Source organism: Marinobacter sp. LV10R520-4 (assembly GCF_002563815.1).
GTDB lineage: Bacteria > Pseudomonadota > Gammaproteobacteria > Pseudomonadales > Oleiphilaceae > Marinobacter.
Map to the genome: position 1 here is coordinate 3,924,226 of NZ_PDJM01000001.1, position 18,724 is coordinate 3,942,949.

Below are 18,724 nucleotides of genomic sequence, written 5' to 3' on the forward strand. Positions count from 1 at the left end.
CAACGGAATACACTGGCAGGGGCCAATAGATCTGTCCAGTTCAGGTTCAGATTCAGATTATTACTGCATCACTGTAAAACAGCCGGAGAAATCAGAAAACCAGGGAAGAAATTCAAACGTATTTATAGCAGTGGTCGCGATTACGGACCGAGAGGATCTTTTTGCTGGGGTGTATCAACTTGAGAAGAGAATGGCGGTGGGTCAGGGATTCGAACCCCGGGAGGACTATTAATCCTCGGCGGTTTTCAAGACCGCCCATTTTTATAATATATTTCTTATTAAAATCAATTATTTAGGTAAATATTTGTATATTGCTTTTCGTCTTGGGGCAGCTTGTAACTTGCTGTTTTTTAAAGAACTAACCCAATCATAATATACAGCTTTTCAGGCAAACAACGTGATTCACCACCACCTATAGCGCGACAATTAACTTGGCCGACCGGTCATCCTAATTGTCGCAGAACACCCACGGGCGTGGGGAAGACGCTAACCCGGCCACTAGTGTCCCTTAACAAAAATTCGTATAGATAATTATTCTGCCCTGTATAATCTGACAAACAGACACAGGAGAGGTGCTCATGGCGCGGATAGCTAGACCCCTTGAAGTTAGTGACTCTGAACGAGAGGAGCTGGAGTCGTGGTTGCGGCGACAACGCATCCCCCTCTGTCAGCCTAGTTGTCCAGTTGGCGATTTAGCCTAAATTCATGTCAGATTGGGCGGTATGAGAGCAGTCATGCCACGTTGTTCCGAGGAACGTAAAGCCTCTGTGATAAAGAAGTTATTACCTCAAAAACTGCAGTGTGGTGTCGAGCACCGCAGAGGAAAGCATATCGGATGTGACTCTTTATAGTTGGTTAAAAAAGAGTCAAAAACTAAGAATGCCTGTACCAGGCAACCGTAATACTAGAGACGATTAAGTTTGCCATCGCGATGATTTGTACGAAGCCAGCGGCGCCGCTGGCCAGCCTGATGGGACTAAACCAGCGTATCTGAAAACGCTAAAGGCAGAACAATGGCGCTGCTGCGGAGGATCAACGCTTAAAAGCAGAGTGCGTTGTGCAGCCTCAACAGCTTGCTCACACTGAAGCAGTTGCCATTCTGAGCACCTGCAATGAACCATAATACCTAAGCTTTCCTCCATCTAAATGATCCCTAGGCTGGCTGAAATATGGCTTTGTTTGGCACCTGAGTCATCGTTTTATCGAGTACTAAAAAGCATCGGCAAAATAACCAAAGAGAGCGCATGACAATCTCCCCGTGAAACCTCTGAAAACGGTTCCAGACGCCTGCGCTATAGTTGCGTGTGACCGCCGTCCAGATACAGAGTGGCGAAGAAACGTGCATTACATGTCAAATACTGATAAGTATTTGACATGGGGTTTCGTGCGCTCTACCGTTGTGTCGTAACCCTTTTTCATATCCGACCAATGGAATATTCAACGTGGCTAAATTTAAGGGCTTCCCAATTTTTGATACCGCTGACCGCCTCTCTGAACAAGCTGACCAAAACGGCTATACAGATGTCGTTAGCCGACTCTCAAAACTGCCCCTGAAATACGAGCTGCTTGAACGCGATCTCACTCTAAGCTTTCAATACCTGTTGGATTACACCGGCACTGCAGGAACATACAATCGCTTTAGAGGCGAAATTCAGAGATTCCTCAACTACCTCTGGATCATCGCCGGCCGAACTCTGGACCAAGTTGACGCTGAAGTTATTGAGTATTATTTCCAATTCCTAAGAACGCCTCCTGGTACTTGGGTTGCCCCAAACATTGCCCCCGGCTTTTCGGATCACGCCATTCAGCGCGTGGTTAATCCAAAATGGCGGCCATTCACTTCACAGCGCTCCCAAGGCAAGACCTATTCAGCCAGCCCGGCAAGCATAAAATCCTCTCGGGTCGCCCTTTCTTCGTATTTTCGTTTTTTAATGGTTCGCCGTGTGTTGCTTGAAGATCCCTTTCTTCAGGTTCGTAAGCGCGAAACAAAAGCCACTTCAGGCGCCCTGCTCGAACAGGCCGAGCCGTCAGTTCGCCGGTACACCAATTGGCAGTGGTCGTATATTCGGGAAACCATTGAATCTGCAGCTAACCAGAATGCGAAATACGAGCGACACCTGTTTGTCGTTATTACTATGAAATCCCTGTTTTTACGGGTCAGCGAGCTGGCAGTTCGCCCAATCGAGGGAGAGCCGCGGTTACCGACTTTCAAGGACTTTAAGAATAACGTGTCTAAAGCTGGAGCATATTGGACGTTCTATGTGTTTGGCAAAGGTAATAAAGGCCGAACCATCACATGCCCAGATGCTTATATGACCTATTTGAAGCGCTGGCGACAACATCTTAACTGTGACACACACCTCCCTTTACCCAATGATTCCCGCCCTATTCTTCCATCCAAGCGAGGTGGTGGCCTGGGTGCGCGTCAGGTGGAGCGTACTTGCGAAGAAGCCGTGATGTTGGCGGTTAAACGAATGAGTGATGAAGGTCTGCAAAGTGAGTCAGATCAACTGAAAACGATCGCTTCAGAGACTCATTACCTGAGACATACCGGTGCTAGCCAGGCCATAGAGGCCGGCGCCGATATTCGTCATGTTTCAGAAGAACTTGGCCATGCCAGTGCCGCGTTTACTGAGCAAGTGTACGTTAACGCCGATCAAGATCGCCGGCGGGCTGCCGGCCAGCAACGCTCCATTTAGAAAGCTTATACAGGGGCAACTAACAGCGTGCCAATGGTGCCTGCCAGCATAGTTGCCGTCTGTTGCTTATTCCGGCCCATCATGAACACCCATCCCGGGCGAACGTGAACATTCATTCCGGCTGAAAATGAACGCTTTTGACGATTTTCCAGAATCAGTGTTCGCCACGCCGGAATCCGCGTTCACGTTAAACCAGAAACTTTCTTAACGCATTGTTTATTCAATCGTTTGCTACTCTGATTCCTTTTTTCGAGGATCGGAGTTATCCCAGCAAAGAGTATTTCAATGCTAAAAGTCAGAGAAGTGCTTCGTTTGCGGCTGGAAGCCAGGTTCTCGATTCGGCAGATCAGCGCCAGCACCAGCACCAGCACCAGCACCAAAATCAGTGTTGGTGCCATCCAGAAACTAATGTCCCGAGTGGATACCTTAGAGATTACTTGGCTATTGCCAGAGGACCTGGACGATGGACGCCTAGCGGCCATGCTTTATCCCGGCTCCGGTCCTGTCTCGTCTTCATGCTATGAGGTGCTCTACCAAGAACTCAAGCGCAAAACGTCACCAGGCTGTTGCTCAGGAAGGAGTACACCACTCGATACCCGAACCGGTGCTACAGCTAACCCCAATACTGTGACCGTTACCGGCACTGGCTGAAGCAGCAAAACGTTCCATGCGTCAGACTCATAGGGCGGTGAGAAATGCTTCGGGGATTACTGCGGCCCGACCGTACCCGTTTTCCAGCCACACACGGGCGAGATCCGCACGGATCGAGTGTTTGTCGCGGTGCTGGGTGCGTCCAATTACACCTACGCAGAGGCGACCTCGGAACGTATCAACGGTATTTGAACCAACTGGTTGCTGAGCCACATGCGCACCTTCGAGTTCTTTGTGGGCGTTCTCGAGATGGTAGTTCCAGATTATATGTCCTGGCTGGCACATAATCGAAAAGCATGGCTTTTGCAGATACCTCACAGGGCGCTCGTGCCAGCGCAACCTGTTACTCCTTGGTCGATACCGCTCCCCTGTGTGCCGAACTAGCTTTGTCGTTTGTGTAAATAAGCCGACACCACACCATTTTGGGCCTTTCACTAACGGTGCTGGTTCGGCATAGTTTGCGGTCAGCTACAATTCGGATACCGCGCCTCCCACTCTGATAGCAATGCCCCTCTCTCGAGTGCGTGCGTTTTCTCCACCTGTTCCTATCTAGTCGAAAAATCTGTCAAAGGCGATTTCGTCAACTGCGTCATCGATTTCCTCAGGAGTTGCAGCTAGGACCCCCGGTTTTCGTTGGCCAAGTCCGATAACACCCTTCTTTGTTGGGCAGAATCTTTCTCTGAATGCTAGGTAATCATGTGCTCCACGCTGTTGAGTGAGGGAGAGCAACACCTTCTCTCTTTCGGTTAAGTCGCTCGACGCATCCAGAGGATCGATATAAGGCTCAGGGTATTGGAAGAACCGATAAATTACCGACACAATCCGTGCTGGTATCCAACTGCCTGCACCCACGTCGTGAATAGAGTCGCAAGCGGCGTTTCCGAGGGTTTTCTCCGGACTGTCCGTGCCTACAAAAAATGAAGCCGGAAGTGGTACTCCGTTGTACTTCAGAAAATCGTTAAAGATATGCCGCTGATAATCGTGCTCAGCCTCAAAAATGAGCTTGTGCGCTTCAACACTTATCTTTGACGCTACGATTTCGGCGCGGGTAATCAACCGAGCGGCGGTTACCCAACTGATTCGATCATTTGTGACCTTTGTTTTCTTCTTCTGGATGGCTATTTTAGCTGCTCCGAATTCAGCATCCATACCGGAGCTTGCCTTCAAAGTGAGGCGATCGGGCCTTTTTTCCGTCAGTACATCCCGCGCTCTATTCACCAGATCGATTGCGTTGTCCAGATAGGCTGCAGACTGCTCGAACTCTGCATTCTTGCGGTAGGCTCGCATGGAGACCCACGCGGTCAGCGCAATAAAGAACAGGATCAGCAGCTGGATATAGTCGCCAAGTTCAATGACTGGCTCTAGAATCAGAAGCTTACCGAGGTAAAACGCAAACCCGATCCCCAGGAACCCGGTGAGAATTGCGACTACATCTGGTACCAGTTTGTGCGCTTGCTCGAAATATCGTTCGCTGTCCATGTCCATCGTTTCTCCCAGGAGTCAGGCTGTAGTGGTCAACTAATTCCAAGCTCTATTTCGGAGTAGCAGTCTCCATCCATCCAGATAACCGCTTTCGTCGGAACCTGAGTTGAAATCTCGATTCATGCCAAGTCGATCTAGGACGTCATGGCAGACCTGCGGGAATCCACCGTCAGCATCCAACATCGCACTTACGGCAATCTGGTTTTCTCGGACTTTCGCGTATGAGGTCTTTAATAACCGTTTTCTATTTACAAGTTGCGTATTCCAGACCAAGGTTGCCACTGATTCCAGACGAAGCCTGCCACCCATTCCACGCGAAAGCTGCCACTGATTCCACGGCAAAGCTGCCACCCCGGCAGGTTGCCTGACTCACCCCATCGAAACCGCCCGACGCGGGATAACTTAACGGTACTCTGAGTCTTTTCATCCGGAGAAGATCAGATGCCAGCAAAGAGGTTATCCATGCGTAAGATCAAAGAAGTCCTTCGCCTCAAATGGGAGCGAGGGCTAAGCAACCGACAGATTGCAGCGGCCTGCGGCGTCAGCCGCCCCACGGTAAGCGAGTATCTTCGACGTTTGGCCGAAGCCGGTCTGAACTGGCCACTGCCGGAGGATCTGGGTGAGGCTCACTTGGAGCAGCTGTTGTTCCCGCCCCCTCCAGACCTGCCGGCCGAGGTTCGAGGCATACCGGACTGGAAGCAGATTCACGAGGAACTGAAGGGTAAATACGTCACTCTGTTCCTGCTCTGGCAGGAGTACCGTCAGGCAAACCCAGAGGGGTATCAGTACAGCTGGTTCTGCGAACACTACCGGGCCTGGCAGGGCAAGTTGGACCTGGTGATGCGCCAGGACCATAGAGCGGGTGAGAAGCTGTTTGTGGACTACGCCGGCCAGACCGTGCCCGTCATTGACCGCACCACCGGAGAGGTCCACGAGGCGCAGATCTTTGTGGCGGTTATGGGCGCTTCCAATTACACCTACGCCGAAGCCACCTGGAGCCAGAAGCTGCCGGACTGGATTGGCTCCCACATCCGGGTCTTCGAATTCCTCATGGGAGTGCCTGAACTGGTAATCCCCGATAACCTAAAATCCGGTGTGACCAAAGCTCACCGCTACGAACCAGACCTCAACCCAACCTACCAGGACATGGCCGCCCATTACGGCGTGGCCGTTGTCCCTACACGGGTCCGAAAGCCACGTGATAAAGCCAAGGTGGAAGGCGGTGTGCTGATCGTCGAACGCTGGATCCTGGCGGCGCTGCGCCACCGTCAGCACTTCTCGCTCGGACAGCTCAATGCAACCCTCCGTGAGCTGCTGGAAAAGCTCAATCGCCGCCCCTTCCGAAAGCTGCCCGGCTGCCGGCGTGACCACTTCGAACAGCTGGACAAACCCGCCCTACAACCCCTGCCAGCTGAGCGTTATGTCTACGCGGAATGGAAGAAGGCCCGAGTGAATATCGACTACCACATAGCCGTTGACGGGCATTACTACTCGGTACCCTACACCCTGATCAAGAAGGAGGTGGAGGTCCGAATCACCCACAACATCATCGAGTGTTTTTACCGGGGCAACCGGATCGCCAGCCACCGCCGCTCGGACCAAAAGGGACGGCATACCACCATCGCCGCTCACATGCCTGAATCCCATCGGCAGGCGGGTGAGTGGTCACCGGAACGGCTCATCGCCTGGGCGGCCAAGACCGGGCCCGCGACGGAAAAGCTCATCCGCACCGCACTGGGTGCCCGCAAACACCCGCAGCAGGCTTACCGCTCCTGCCTGGGCATTCTCCGGCTGGGCAAGAGCTACGGCGAGGCACGACTGGAAGCCGCCTGCCGGCGGGCCCTGATGCTGGGTAGTTGCCGTTACAAAAGCATTGAATCCATCCTCAAGCATCGCCTAGACCAGCAGCCCCTGGAAGAACAGCAAGAGCTGGCCTTACCGGATACCCACGACAACATCCGCGGCCCGGCCTACTACCACTGAGGAAACCTGACATGCTGAAACATCCGACTCTGGACAAACTCCATGCCCTCAAATTGACCGGCATGGCCGCCGCACTGGCTGATCAGTCGGCCACGCCTGACATCACGGAACTGAGCTTCGAGGAACGCCTTGGACTGCTGGTTGACCGGGAGATGACCGAACGAGATAACCGACGCCTGACCAGCCGGCTGCGCCGGGCTGGACTGCGACACACCGCCGTTCTCGAAGACCTGGATTACCGGAACTCACGGGGGCTGGATAAAGGACTGATCCAATCCCTGGCAAGCTGCCAATGGGTGAAGGAACACCTGAATGTGCTCATCACCGGTCCCACCGGTGTTGGCAAAACCTGGCTGGCCTGTGCCTTGGCGCACAAAGCCTGCCGGGAGGGCTACACCGCCCAGTACGTTCGCCTGACCCGGCTGCTACGAGAACTGACCATCGCCAAAGGAGACGGCCAGTACCCCAAACTCCTGACCAACCTCGCCAAAGTCGATGTGCTGATCCTGGACGATTGGGGGCTCATGAAACTGAGCGCAGAGAACCGAAGAGACTTGCTGGAAGTGCTGGAAGACCGTTACGGCCGTCGCTCCACCATCGCCACCAGCCAACTCCCTATCGAGGAATGGCATGACGTCATCGGTGACGCCACTCTGGCGGATGCCATTCTGGATCGGCTGGTTCACAACGCCTACAAGATCAACCTCAGGGGTGAATCCATGCGAAAACGACAAGCAAAGTTGACGGGCACCACGGCTTCGGAGTAACAATGAAACCCCCGCGTCGCTACGCTCCGATGGGTGGCAGCCTTGCGCCGGTCCGGGTGGCAGGCTTCAGGTGGAATGGGTGGCAACCTTCAGCGGTTTACGCATACAAGTACCTGAATCGCACGAAATAAAGCTCCATGATTCTGATCTGGCGAAAAATCAGATGGCAAAATGCGTTGTTGCGATGCACTTACATGTTTTTCAACTAAGTCTGCAAGATCATGTATCAACTTTATATAAAAATTGATGGCGTTTCTTGGGCTCGTGAATCCTCTTTTATCATGGTCGATGTCACAAAAAGGCTCAAGCATCTCTGGAGACGAAAGGCCGTCAACTAAAAACCGATTTAATACGAACTCGGCGTTGAAAGCACTATGTGCAATACTGACAGAACACATCGCTGACGTTGTCGGCTCACGCCTTCGCAAGGGAAAGATCACCATGAGCCAAAACGACATACATCTGAACACCCTACGCACAAAGGCTATTGTGGAAGCCGTCGCACTGTTCGAATGGGATCAAAAAGCCGCCGAGCACTGGCTCTCGACGCCTGTCCGTGGGCTGGGCCACAGAAAACCAAATGACCTAATTGCAACTAAGGAGGGTATTCAGCAGGTACGAGACATAATCGGTCGGCTTGAACACGGCGTCTTCATCTGAATGAGTCCTCAGGTGCGTTTTATGTCCTTCACTGGCAACGTGATATGGCGCTTCAGTGTGCGCACCCATCTTTCCCGATACTGTTCTGGGCCCACCACTGCCGATTTCTTCCCTGTTTTTTGACACGTCGGGGGGGAGCTTACATGCTCTCCGGGTTGCAGTCGTCGAACGTCCCTAGTACACTGTACATCTTAATAGTTCGCAATTAATAGCATTTTGCTATACTCGTTCTCAACCATCAATTGAGGACGACGATATGGCACCACGTTACAAGGTGACACTGACAAAAGAAGAACGAAAAGAATTGGAGGCAATTTCAACGAAGGGCAAAAGGGCCGCCCGAACCGTTTTATCTGCCCGCGCATTGCTACTGCTTGATGCTGGAGAATATGGGCCTAAATGGGTTGTTGCAAGAGTTGCTGAAGCCTTAGGGCGAACGACTCGAAGTCTCGAACATTTAAAAAAAAGATTTGTTGAAGAGGGTCTCACCGCAGCCATCGAACGGAAGAAACGCGAAACACCTCCCCGAGAAATTCTGTTTGGAGGTGAGTTTGAAGCCCGGCTTTTGGCATTGGCGTGTTCACAAGCGCCGGAAGGCCGAAAGCGTTGGACCGTACGGTTACTGGCTGAGAAAGTGGTGGAATTGGAAATAGCACCGAGTGTTTCCCCTATGACGGTATGTAACACTCTAAAAAAAATGAACTTAAGCCTCACCTGAGCAAGTACTGGAAAATACCACCGGATGAGAATGCCGCTTTTGTAGCGGCGATGGAGGACGTTCTTGATATCTATTCACGGCCATATGATCCGAAATTTCCGGTGGTCTGTATGGACGAATCGAGCATGCAGTTAATTGGCGAGGTTCATGAACCTATTCCAGCAGCTCCTGGGCACCCTGTTTTGATGGATGATGAATATGTTCGTAAAGGAGTCGCAAACATATTTATTGAGGTAGAACCACTTGGAGGGCGGCGGAAAGTAAAAATTACTACAACACGAAAGCGAATTGACTGGGCCTTTTTTACCAAGGAAATGCTGGAAGAGCGTTACCCAGATGCGGAAAAAGTTATTTTTATTATGGACAATTTGAATACACACAATATGGCTTCGTTATACACGGCTTTCCCACCTGAAAAAGCCAAACGTTTGGCTGACCGGCTTGAGATACATTACACTCCAAAACATGGGAGTTGGCTGAACATTGCAGAGATAGAACTCAGTGTTTTGAAACGACAATGTCTTGCAGGACGAATTGATTGTATTGAAAAGATGCGAACTAAAGTGGCTGCATGGAATACAGACAGGAACAATCGACAAACCAATGTGGACTGGCAATTCGGTACAAATGATGCAAGACGCAAGTTAAAGCGTTTATATCCGAAGTTTTAAACTATACAGTGTACTAGTATGGAGGCATTATGGACAAGGGAGGAACGTAAGCGCCAATAAATCAGCACCTACATTCCGACTCGCCAATTGAACACACTGACTCCTCACCCATTCCATGAGGAATCAGCATGAAGTGGTTTAATGGATGTGACCAGCCCAGTTAAGGAATAATACCCTGAAACTGGAGAACGTATATGACCACAAGAAAGCTGGACGCCATCAGCCTTGTTCTGGAGCAGGGATATTCAAGAGCCCACGCGGCGCGCAGTCTGGAGATCAACCCAAACATGCTGGGGCGTTGGATAGAAGAGCATGAATCGGTCGATGGGCAGGCTTTCAGAGGGAATGGCAAACTGACCGCTGAACAGTTAGAAATCCGTCAGTTGCGAGAAGAAAATCGTCGCCTGAAAATGGAGAAAGACATCTTAAAAAAAGCGACGGTCTTCTTTGCCAAGGAAACGCATTGAAGTATGCGTTCATTGCCCAGCACAAGAAGACCTGGCCAGTCGACGTAATGAGTCGGCTCTTGGGTGTCAGTCGAAATCCCTATTATCGGTACTGCCAGCGTCAACACGAACGGCTGCCGAATGCGGAGCACGAGGCGATGATTGAGGCTGTGAAGGAGGTCGCTCAAAGTAGCGACAAGAGCTATGGCTCCAGGCGGATGAAGCACGCTCTGAATGCTCTGTTCTATCCAGTGGGTCTGCGAAAGGCGCGGTCGCTGATGCGTGAAGCAGGCGTCAAAGCCCGGTACCGGAAAAAGTTTAAGGTAACCACCAACAGCGACCATAAACAGCCGGTGTTCGACAACGTACTGCACGAGACTTTAGCGCTGCTGAGCCTGATCAAGCATACGTCGGTGACTCCAACCTCGCAGGACATCCGCGCCAGTGCAACGTGTTACTTCCTGGTCAAAACTGCTCTATGCCGCATGCGGCATAGAGCGGTCTATGTCGAACTCAGAACTATGCCGAACTAGCTTTGTCGTTTGTGTAAATAAGCCGACACCACACCATTTTGGGTCTTTCACTAACGGTGCCGACTCGGCATAGTTTGCGGTCAGCTACAATTCGGATACAGCGCCTCCCACTCTGATAGCAATGCCCCTCTCTCAGCAGTTGTGCGGCATACAGATCAACGTAATCCCCCAACGGACCTTCGTACAATCGTCGAAGTACCTTTAGTAACGTAAAGTATGCATTGGCAGTCATGTCCTCTACTCCTCATCAAATGACGGGAGATAGATCAAACTATGCCGAATAGGCTGACGGCAAGTCCGGGGAATACAGGCTTCCAAATGGGGGGGTGTGGCATAGTTCTGGGTTCGGCATAAACCGCCCTATGCCGCATGCGGCATAGGGCGGTCTCGACCAGGGAATAACACGTGGCACTGGCGCGGGCGCCCTGCGAGGTATCCGCAAACAGCCACGATCTTCGGCCCAGAGCGAACGGACGGATTGCGTTTTCGGCCAGTACGTTGCTGATCTGTAGGTCGCCTCGTTCGCAGTAACCCACCAAGGTGGGCCATTGGTTCAACGTATAATCCATCGCGGTACGGGTCAGGGTGCCCTTTGCCACTCGGCCTGCGTTGATCTCCAGCCAGGTCTTCAGTGTGTTCAGTTTGGACACACTCAGTTCCTGACGAATGCGATAACGCTCGTTCACACTCAGCTCTTTGATCTTGCGTTCGATCGCGTAGAGTTTATTGATGTTACTCAGAGCCACATCGGCTTTGGATACGTTCGTAGGTTTGCCTTTGCCCTGAGGCTTGGCCCCCTTGGTGGCCTCCACGAAGTTCCGCCACCTGTGATCCTTATCTGGAGCTCCAGATAAGGATCACAGGTGGCGGAACTTCAGCAACGTCGTGGCGTCCGGAACCGATTCCACACCCAGGTCGATACCGACAAAGGCACACGCTGGCCTGGCTGTCATAAATGGCGTCTTCCAGTGCGTCATCGGCCAAGGCATACCACTGCTGAACAAAGTACATCCGCAGAATGCGCTTCAGGGGAATGGGCGGGCGTCCTCGCTTGCCGCGGGAATCGAGATAATAATGGGGCGAGAGCGCTTCCAATAGCCGCGACCAGGGCACGGCTTGTTCCATCTCGGCCAGAAACCGCTCACGTCGGGTTATCTTTTTCTTTGCGGCGAACTCGGCTTGGGCGGAACTCGTCTGCTTCATGATGGTTCCTGATCGATTCGATTACCGGAAATCTAATTTTACCAAAACAGAGACTCAAGCTGAATTAATCAGCGCTTCCTTAGATAACTGGGCTCCCCCGGCCCGACACCAAGGGGGGAAAGGCGGAGTTGTGCCAGAGTGCCTGAAACTAGTTAAATAATCGCCGGCTTCGATAATGACCACTTGGATCTGGCGCTATCGGGCTTGGTCTGCAAAGCTTGTTGGAGCACTGTGAGATATCCGGGCTAGCGGCCGTGTGCTTCGCGGAATTCATAAACCAGGCGAGCGATCTGTCCGAACTCCCTGCACCATCATGTCTCGTATCTCCCCCAAGCGTTCACCCGTTGGCCGTTTCCACGTGCTAGCCTAGGCCCCAGGCGACAGCCAGCAAAAGCATCGAAACCTTACGCTCACGGTAACTTAAATCAAAGAAAAATTCGTGACAATTATCATTAGCTACGCGGAGCCTTATTGGCGTGACAGCTCGACTTCCCGTATTTTTGTCGCTTCAGCACCCGCGCTGTGCTGGTGTCGTGAGGTTCTCTCTGCCGAAAACATAGCCATACGCGTTGACAGCAACCCATCACTGGCATTACGTTAACGTAAACGATAGGATTTAAGGTCAGTTTTGCGGGATACCTCTTAACCTAGCTACCTCCGCGTTATCGAAAACTCAACTTGACAAAAACATAACGATAAGAAAGCTAGAGATGAATATGTTGGCGATATTGATTTCATTGTTGCTGTTGATGTTTTTCGCCTACCGTGGCGTGGCCGTACTCATTCTCGCCCCACTCTGGCGCGGTGGTTACCCTGCTAGCGATATGCGGGCTGACTCATAGCCAGGTTCTATCCGCAGATTCTTATGATGACTGCTGTTGGCCCGGTCACTGAGCTGGTGCTCGGCTCTACTTTCGGTAGCTTCTAGCAATTCGTAGAACAAAAAATAAAGGACACCATCATGATGCCAGTATTTTCGTCCCAAAACCCCGATGTTCCCCAATGGGACATTCCGGATCGATTCAACATCGCTGAGGCTTGCTGCGACCGTTGGGCTAATGATCCAGGGAGAATCGCAATCATCCAGAAGAACCCGGATGGCTCGGTTCATCAATTCAGTTTTCTGGACCTTCAACAACAAGCCAACCGCCTCGCCAACAGCTTGCGCGAGCAAGGCGTGGTGGCCGGCGACCGAATCGGCATCATGCTTGCGCAAGGGGTGGAGGCCGGTATCGCGCATATGGCCGTCTACAAGTTGGGAGCGATAGCCGTTCCATTATTCAAACTGTTTGGCGCCGACGCGATCCAGCACCGCGCCACCAACTGCACCATGTGCGCGATCATTACCGATTGCAGCGGCCTGGCGAAGATCGATGGTATCTGGCCGAACCTGAGCAATTTGCGGCTGAGTTATGTGATCAATGCGCCGACTGGGCGCGACAACGTTTTGGATTTTTATGGCGAGCTCGGGAGCCAGAGTCCGATTTTCGAAACATTAGACACTGGAGCCCAAGATCCGGCATTAATCATTTATACCTCCGGCACCACCGGCCACCCGAAAGGTGCCTTGCATGCACACCGGGTACTGCTTGGGCATTTGCCTGGAGTGCGAGCATCTCACGACGACTTTCCCCAACCCGGCGATCGCATGTGGACACCTGCAGACTGGGCTTGGATTGGCGGCTTACTGGATGTGCTACTGCCGTCCTGGTATCACGGCGTACCGGTGGTCGCCCATCGCGCCGAGAAATTCGACGCCGAAGATGTGTTTGCGCTAATCGAAGAATTGCAGATCAGAAACATCTTCTTTCCACCCACCGCGTTGAAACTGTTGCGCACGGTCCAGCATCCAGAACAACGCTGGAAACTCTCGCTGCGCTCCGTCGCCTCTGGCGGGGAGTCTCTAGGTGATGAACTGCTGGCCTGGGGCGATCGAGCGCTGAGCGTGCGGATCAATGAGTTTTACGGCCAGACAGAGTGCAACCTGGTGGCCACTTCGTGCGCCAGCGGTGGCATCTACCGCCCCGGGGCCATTGGCAAGGCAGTTTCGGGGTTTCGCATCGCGATTATTGACGATCATGGGGAGGAGCAACCGGCCGGGGAGCCCGGACACATTGCTGTTGCATCACCGAGTGGCAGCGAAATGTTGGCCTATTGGAACAACCCGGACGCAACCAAGGAAAAATACATCGGTATGTGGCTGGTTACCGGCGACAAGGGCTCGATGGATGACGCTGGTTACATCTATTTCCAGGGCCGCAACGATGACGTGATCACCAGCGCCGGATATCGCATCGGCCCGACACCGATTGAAGACTGCCTGCTCAAACATCCAGCAGTAAAAATGGCGGCAGCGATCGGCAAGAAAGACCCGATACGCACTGAGGTGGTCAAGGCATTTGTCGTGCTCAACGAAGGCTATGAGCCAAACGACGACGCTGTACGCGCCTTACAGGAACACGTTCGCAGCCGTCTGGCAGCACATGAATACCCCCGCGAAATCGAATTCATCGAAGCCCTTCCAATGACCGCGACAGGCAAGGTCATCCGCAACGCCCTGCGCCAGCGCGAAGAGCAACAGGCCACTGAGGAGAACGCATGAACTTTATAGGCAAGGCTTACGACGAAATACACCAAGGCGAAACCTTCGGCCAGAACCTCACTATCGAGTCCTCTCACATCACACAGGCATGCGGCATGTTTGGCGACTTCAACCCGCTGCACAGCGATGCTGAATTCTGCGCCAAAAGCCGTTTCGGTCGGCCGATTCTGCATGGACCTATGACCAGCGCATTCATGTCTGCGTCCATCGGCATGTACTTCTATGGCACCGCCGTGGCCTATCTGGAGCATAACTGCCGCTTCCTCGCGCCGGTATTCGTTGGTGACACTCTGAGCGTGCTCTGGACCGTCAGCGAGACGCTGGACAAGCCACGAAGCAACGGCGGCATCGCCGTGCTCAGTGGCCAATGCAAAAACCAGCGCGCCGAAATTGTGGCTGAAGCCAGCGGCAAGATCCTATTGATCAACCGTACCGCAGGAGAGCACCCATGAGCATTCTGACAGGAACGCTGCCTGATGGTCATACATCAGATTTGACAATAACTCCGCACCGGGATGGGATAGGCTCCGCCTGTCTTAGTGGCAACGGAATTGAAACTAGAGAAACTGGCTCATTGACTGCTGGAATATCGACCCAATGGTCTGAGAAATTTTATTCACGACTAACTTTTAGTGTTGTGAAATCTAAGTAACCAAAAGACCAATTCACCAACGCCACTGAATATATGAAAACTGCACATTTTATTGATTTTTACAACCCATTTAGTCCGATCACAATTGGGTTTGAAGTTTTTTATGTCGAAAAATCATTATTTGACGGTCGAGATGCAAATAACGTGCGGTTGCAAACGTCCTTCCAATACGATTTTTAATATCTGTAAGTGAAAAATTATTGACTGAGCATCTGGATACCAGTTGCCCGGCAACCCTATGCTAGCTCAAGGCATTCCCCAAATGGGAAGGCCTAAATTTCTCACTTGGATCCAGGATATTAGGGGTTGTTGACAATTCACATCGGCAGCCAGAGAAATGCACAAGCCAATGACACAATGCTCTCATAGTTACGAGTCAGTTTGTCATATCGGGTGGCGACGGCCCGATAATGCTTGAGTCTGGCAAACGCGTTCTCCACCAGATGTCTGAGCTTGTACAACGGCCAGTCGAGTCCCTTGTTGCCTTTGATCGAATTTTTCTTTCTGGGAATAATAACGCTCATTCCGAGGGCTTCTCCCTTGTCTCGTATTATCTGGCTGTCGTAGCCTTTATCCGCTATCAGCACCTGCGCAGCGTCAATTTTTTCGATGAGTGCTGGCGCTTCAGTGCAGTCATTGATGTGACCGCCCGTGATGATGAACACCTCCGGCAGGCCGTAAGCATTCACCGCCAAATGCACCTTGGAAGTGTTGCCAGCTCTGCTTTTGCCGATATTCTCGTCGTAGCCACCAGCAGCTCCGGCACTGTGCTGGTGTGCTTTCACATAGCTGCCATCAATGAAGACCCATTCCAGATCGGAGTCTGTTTTCAGCACGTTGAAGAGCTTTTTCCAGATGCCTTTTTTCGACCAGTAATTGAACGCTTTGTAGACAGAATTCCATTTGCCGAAAGGGTCTGGCAGATCTCTCCAGGGCACACCGATCTGCATTCTGAACAGAATGCCTTCGACTGTTTTGCGCAGACCTGCCTTGTTATACAGACTGAATTGAAGCAATATTTCTCTTAGCTTGGATCACAGCTCTTCTGTGAGCATATATCTGGGCATTGCGGGCTCGTATGGTTGTTGTTGTGGAACTTCATTATACGAGCTTACTCTTACCTTTCAAAGGATTACGAGCAATTGTCAACAGATCCTAGTCTATTTCGTCGCAATTAGAACCATCACGGAAGGAATCAGCGCCGCCGCTGGTTATAATGGCGTACTTTGAACTTTCGCAGAGAATCCTATGCCAATCGAAAAGAATCAGGTGGTCTTGTTACACTAAAGTGTCAGTGATGAACAAGGCAAGGTCGTTGAAAACTCTCGTGGCGGCGAGCCGAACACCTACCTGCATGGCCACGGCGGCATTGTCCGGGGTCTGGAAGAAGCTTTGGAAGGTCGCGACGCAGGCGAAAGCTTCAATGTCACCATCGCTCCGGGAAAAGCCTACGGTCCGCGCAAAGCCGATTCCATACAGCGTGTATCGATCAAGCATTTGATCGGTGCCAAACGCTGGAAGCCGGGCATGATCGCGCAGGTAAAAACCGAGCAGGGCCAGCGCCATGTGATCGTCGTTAAGGTCGGCCTCAAGTTTGCCGATATCGATAACAACCACCCTATGGCCGGTAAAACCCTGGCCTTCGATATCGACAACATCGAAGTACGCGCCGCCAGTCCGGAAGAGATAGCCCACGGCCACGCGCATGTGCCGGGTGGGCATCATTGAAGGATTATCTTCACGAGAAAAAACCGATAAAAGGCTGAAACATGCAAATCGGCGTCATCGCAGATACCCACAGTAAAATGCGTCCCGAAGCTTTGGAGGTATTGAAAGGCTCAGACTTGATCCTTCACGCCGGTGACTTCGGTCGCGACGAGGTTCTGGAAGCGCTGGAGGCGATCGCCCCCGTGATTGCAATTCGCGGCAATATCGACAAAACAGGCCGTGCAGCAAATCTTCCCGATGTTCAGGATTTGAAATTCCTCGGCCACGCTTTTTACATGCTCCACGACGTCAAAATCCTCGACATCGATCCGCAAGGTCGTTACCGCGTGGTGATCGCCGGCCATTCCCACAAACCCCGTAACGAGTGGATCGGCGACGTGATTTACTTCAATCCTGGCGCCGCCGGGCCCCGGCGCTTTAATCTGCCGATCACGGTAGGGCGGCTGCTGGTGAACGAAGACGATGTGGCGGGTGAAATCATCGAACTGCCGGTTTGATTAATACCCTGTATTTCTGCGTGACGATGCGAGTGCCACGATTATGCCTTCGTCTGCGGCCAGCTTGTCTTGGCAAATATCCGTATAGGTCTCTGCCAGACCACTCAAGCCTTCCACCGTTCTGATTTTAGCCAGTTACGGCTCCAGGCAGCCGGTGCGTGCAAAAAACGCTCACTCCGCTCAGAGAATTCCTGTGGCCTCCGGTCCTGCATGCGCTTCGGGATTAACAACCGCCAAACTGCAGTTCTTCGAGCATCTCGCTATCAAAAGTTTTCCTGATTACTCACGTTAATCAGCCACGCTGCCGCCATTTTGGCATACACTGATTATATACAGTACAGGAGGCAATCTCATGGCACGTAACCCAATTCAGTTCCAGCCCAGCCTGTCGTTGCCGGCTTTTCTCAAGCAATACGGCACAGAAGCACAGTGCCAGGAAGCCCTTTTCCAGCACCGCTGGCCCAAGGGATTTGTGTGCCCTGACTGCGGCAATGCTACCGGCTGCCGGCTGTCGAGGGGGCATTACCAGTGCCATCGCTGTCACCATCAGACGTCACTGACCGCCGGCACTCTCTTTCATGCGACTCACCTGCCGTTGACCACCTGGTTCCTGGCCATTTATCTGCTGACCCAGCGTAAGAGCGGTCTCTCGGCATTGCAGCTGTCTCGGGATCTCGGTGTCACTTATAACACGGCCTGGAAGCTCAAACACAAGGTGCTGCAGGTCATGTACGATCGCAACCAGGGAGAGAGGCTCAGCGGCCGCATCGAGATTGATGACGCCTATCTGGGCGGCGAACGGTCGGGAAAACGAGGTCGTGGTGCCGAGCATAAATTCCCCTTTGTCGCTGCGGTACAAACCAATGGCGAGGGCCACCCGATGCGGGTTCAGCTTCGCCGTGTGAGTGGCTTTACCCTGGCCGAGGTGCGTCGCTATGGCCAACAGGCCATTGCGCCCGGAAGCCACGTTGTCAGCGATGGTCTCAACTGTTTCCGGGCCTTTGACACGGCCACCTGCGTCCACGAGCGCCACATCACCGGAGGCGGTCGTGCCAGCGTGGCAAATCCTGAGTTCAACTGGGTCAACACCCTGCTCGGCAACGTCAAGAACGCGATCACTGGCACCTACCACGCCATCCGGGAGCAGCATACCCCTCGCTACCTCGCCGAGTTCGAATACCGCTTCAATCGGCGCTACGATCTCAAAGCCATGCTTCCGCGGTTCCTGACAGTAGCAGCCCGGACACCGCCTATGCCCTATAGGCTGCTAAAGATGGCTGACTCTTATGCGTAATCAGGAAAGTTTTTACCGGTGTCCGCTACGGTAGACACCGGACAGCTCCTCAAAATATTATTTCTCAATGTCTATGCTTGCAGCCTCCCCCTCTGCCAGCCTAGTTGTCCAGTTGGCGATTTCGCCTAAATTCATGTC

At 52.4% G+C, this 18,724-nt stretch carries 13 protein-coding genes and 4 pseudogenes; 13 read left to right on the top strand and 4 right to left on the bottom strand.

Features of this window, described 5'->3' with window-relative positions:
• The first annotated feature begins 1,442 nt into the window (after positions 1-1,442).
• Both ATG98_RS19020 and ATG98_RS22590 read left to right on the top strand, forming a co-directional pair.
• Positions 1,443-2,699, top strand: coding sequence for a tyrosine-type recombinase/integrase (locus tag ATG98_RS19020; RefSeq protein ID WP_098424091.1), 1,257 nt, complete (start codon positions 1,443-1,445; stop codon positions 2,697-2,699).
• 285 nt (positions 2,700-2,984) lie between these two features.
• Positions 2,985-3,350 carry a hypothetical protein gene (locus ATG98_RS22590; RefSeq protein WP_228706210.1) on the top strand — a complete coding sequence of 122 codons (366 nt, stop codon included), beginning with the start codon at positions 2,985-2,987 and terminating at the stop codon, positions 3,348-3,350.
• 549 nt (positions 3,351-3,899) lie between these two features.
• Here the strand turns inward: ATG98_RS22590 and ATG98_RS19030 are convergent.
• Positions 3,900-4,835: a hypothetical protein gene (locus tag ATG98_RS19030; RefSeq protein ID WP_098424092.1), complete on the bottom strand. Its 936-nt coding sequence runs from the start codon at positions 4,833-4,835 to the stop codon at positions 3,900-3,902.
• A 438-nt stretch (positions 4,836-5,273) separates the two neighbouring features.
• On the opposite strand from ATG98_RS19030, the gene istA reads away from it, so the two are divergent.
• The 5 genes and pseudogenes from istA to ATG98_RS22595 form a co-directional block, all read left to right on the top strand.
• On the top strand, positions 5,274-6,815 hold the full coding sequence (istA, locus tag ATG98_RS19040) for an IS21 family transposase (protein WP_098424093.1): 1,542 nt from the start codon (positions 5,274-5,276) through the stop codon (positions 6,813-6,815).
• A gap of 11 nt (positions 6,816-6,826) precedes the next feature.
• Positions 6,827-7,582: an IS21-like element helper ATPase IstB gene (gene istB, locus ATG98_RS19045; RefSeq protein WP_098422572.1), complete on the top strand. Its 756-nt coding sequence runs from the start codon at positions 6,827-6,829 to the stop codon at positions 7,580-7,582.
• 441 nt (positions 7,583-8,023) lie between these two features.
• Complete coding sequence (locus tag ATG98_RS19050; protein WP_098424094.1) at positions 8,024-8,242, top strand: antitoxin Xre/MbcA/ParS toxin-binding domain-containing protein; 219 nt, start codon at positions 8,024-8,026, stop codon at positions 8,240-8,242.
• A gap of 256 nt (positions 8,243-8,498) precedes the next feature.
• Positions 8,499-9,631, top strand: a protein-coding gene (locus ATG98_RS21675) for an IS630 family transposase (RefSeq protein WP_143751503.1) whose coding sequence is annotated in 2 segments (ribosomal slippage) — positions 8,499-8,931 and positions 8,931-9,631 — 1,134 coding nt in all. Because the reading frame shifts where the segments join, the coding sequence is not laid out codon by codon here.
• 194 nt (positions 9,632-9,825) lie between these two features.
• Positions 9,826-10,495, top strand: a pseudogene (locus ATG98_RS22595) (IS3 family transposase); the annotation flags it as partial.
• Positions 10,496-10,990: 495 nt separating this feature from the next.
• Here the strand turns inward: ATG98_RS22595 and ATG98_RS19075 are convergent.
• Positions 10,991-11,443: pseudogene (locus tag ATG98_RS19075) on the bottom strand (IS66 family transposase); the annotation flags it as partial.
• 27 nt (positions 11,444-11,470) lie between these two features.
• A pseudogene (locus ATG98_RS19080) lies at positions 11,471-11,813 on the bottom strand (transposase); the annotation flags it as partial.
• A gap of 961 nt (positions 11,814-12,774) precedes the next feature.
• On the opposite strand from ATG98_RS19080, the gene ATG98_RS19085 reads away from it, so the two are divergent.
• Genes ATG98_RS19085 through ATG98_RS21680 form a run of 3 tightly spaced genes read left to right on the top strand, consistent with a single transcriptional unit; the run spans position 12,775 to position 15,067 of the window.
• On the top strand, positions 12,775-14,415 hold the full coding sequence (locus ATG98_RS19085; RefSeq protein WP_098424098.1) for an acyl-CoA synthetase: 1,641 nt from the start codon (positions 12,775-12,777) through the stop codon (positions 14,413-14,415).
• Positions 14,412-14,867: a MaoC family dehydratase gene (locus ATG98_RS19090; protein ID WP_098424099.1), complete on the top strand. Its 456-nt coding sequence runs from the start codon at positions 14,412-14,414 to the stop codon at positions 14,865-14,867. Before ATG98_RS19085 ends, ATG98_RS19090 begins: the two co-directional genes overlap by 4 nt.
• Positions 14,864-15,067 carry a hypothetical protein gene (locus tag ATG98_RS21680; protein ID WP_143751504.1) on the top strand — a complete coding sequence of 68 codons (204 nt, stop codon included), beginning with the start codon at positions 14,864-14,866 and terminating at the stop codon, positions 15,065-15,067. Before ATG98_RS19090 ends, ATG98_RS21680 begins: the two co-directional genes overlap by 4 nt.
• Before the next feature lie 317 nt (positions 15,068-15,384).
• On the opposite strand, the gene ATG98_RS19095 is transcribed toward ATG98_RS21680, so the two are convergent.
• Positions 15,385-16,086 carry an IS5 family transposase gene (locus ATG98_RS19095; protein ID WP_228706287.1) on the bottom strand — a complete coding sequence of 234 codons (702 nt, stop codon included), beginning with the start codon at positions 16,084-16,086 and terminating at the stop codon, positions 15,385-15,387.
• A 292-nt stretch (positions 16,087-16,378) separates the two neighbouring features.
• Between ATG98_RS19095 and ATG98_RS19100 the strand changes: the two are divergent.
• The 3 genes and pseudogenes from ATG98_RS19100 to ATG98_RS19110 all read left to right on the top strand — a co-directional run.
• Positions 16,379-16,795 (top strand): annotated as a pseudogene (locus ATG98_RS19100) (FKBP-type peptidyl-prolyl cis-trans isomerase); the annotation flags it as partial.
• Between the two features lie 41 nt (positions 16,796-16,836).
• Positions 16,837-17,292 (top strand): metallophosphoesterase family protein, encoded by a 456-nt coding sequence (locus tag ATG98_RS19105; RefSeq protein WP_098424100.1) that lies wholly within the window; start codon positions 16,837-16,839, stop codon positions 17,290-17,292.
• A gap of 352 nt (positions 17,293-17,644) precedes the next feature.
• Complete coding sequence (locus ATG98_RS19110) at positions 17,645-18,586, top strand: IS1595 family transposase (RefSeq protein WP_098424101.1); 942 nt, start codon at positions 17,645-17,647, stop codon at positions 18,584-18,586.
• Positions 18,587-18,724 lie beyond the last annotated feature (138 nt).

What these genes read in the sequence shown, in the direction of transcription:
- ATG98_RS22590 (WP_228706210.1), top strand. Translation starts at nt 2,985, where the DNA reads ATGCTAAAAGTCAGAGAAGTGCTTCGTTTGCGGCTGGAAGCCAGGTTC.
- ATG98_RS19030 (WP_098424092.1), bottom strand. Translation starts at nt 4,835, where the DNA reads ATGGACATGGACAGCGAACGATATTTCGAGCAAGCGCACAAACTGGTA.
- istA (WP_098424093.1), top strand. Translation starts at nt 5,274, where the DNA reads ATGCCAGCAAAGAGGTTATCCATGCGTAAGATCAAAGAAGTCCTTCGC.
- istB (WP_098422572.1), top strand. Translation starts at nt 6,827, where the DNA reads ATGCTGAAACATCCGACTCTGGACAAACTCCATGCCCTCAAATTGACC.
- ATG98_RS19050 (WP_098424094.1), top strand. Translation starts at nt 8,024, where the DNA reads ATGAGCCAAAACGACATACATCTGAACACCCTACGCACAAAGGCTATT.
- ATG98_RS19085 (WP_098424098.1), top strand. Translation starts at nt 12,775, where the DNA reads ATGATGCCAGTATTTTCGTCCCAAAACCCCGATGTTCCCCAATGGGAC.
- ATG98_RS19090 (WP_098424099.1), top strand. Translation starts at nt 14,412, where the DNA reads ATGAACTTTATAGGCAAGGCTTACGACGAAATACACCAAGGCGAAACC.
- ATG98_RS21680 (WP_143751504.1), top strand. Translation starts at nt 14,864, where the DNA reads ATGAGCATTCTGACAGGAACGCTGCCTGATGGTCATACATCAGATTTG.
- ATG98_RS19105 (WP_098424100.1), top strand. Translation starts at nt 16,837, where the DNA reads ATGCAAATCGGCGTCATCGCAGATACCCACAGTAAAATGCGTCCCGAA.
- ATG98_RS19110 (WP_098424101.1), top strand. Translation starts at nt 17,645, where the DNA reads ATGGCACGTAACCCAATTCAGTTCCAGCCCAGCCTGTCGTTGCCGGCT.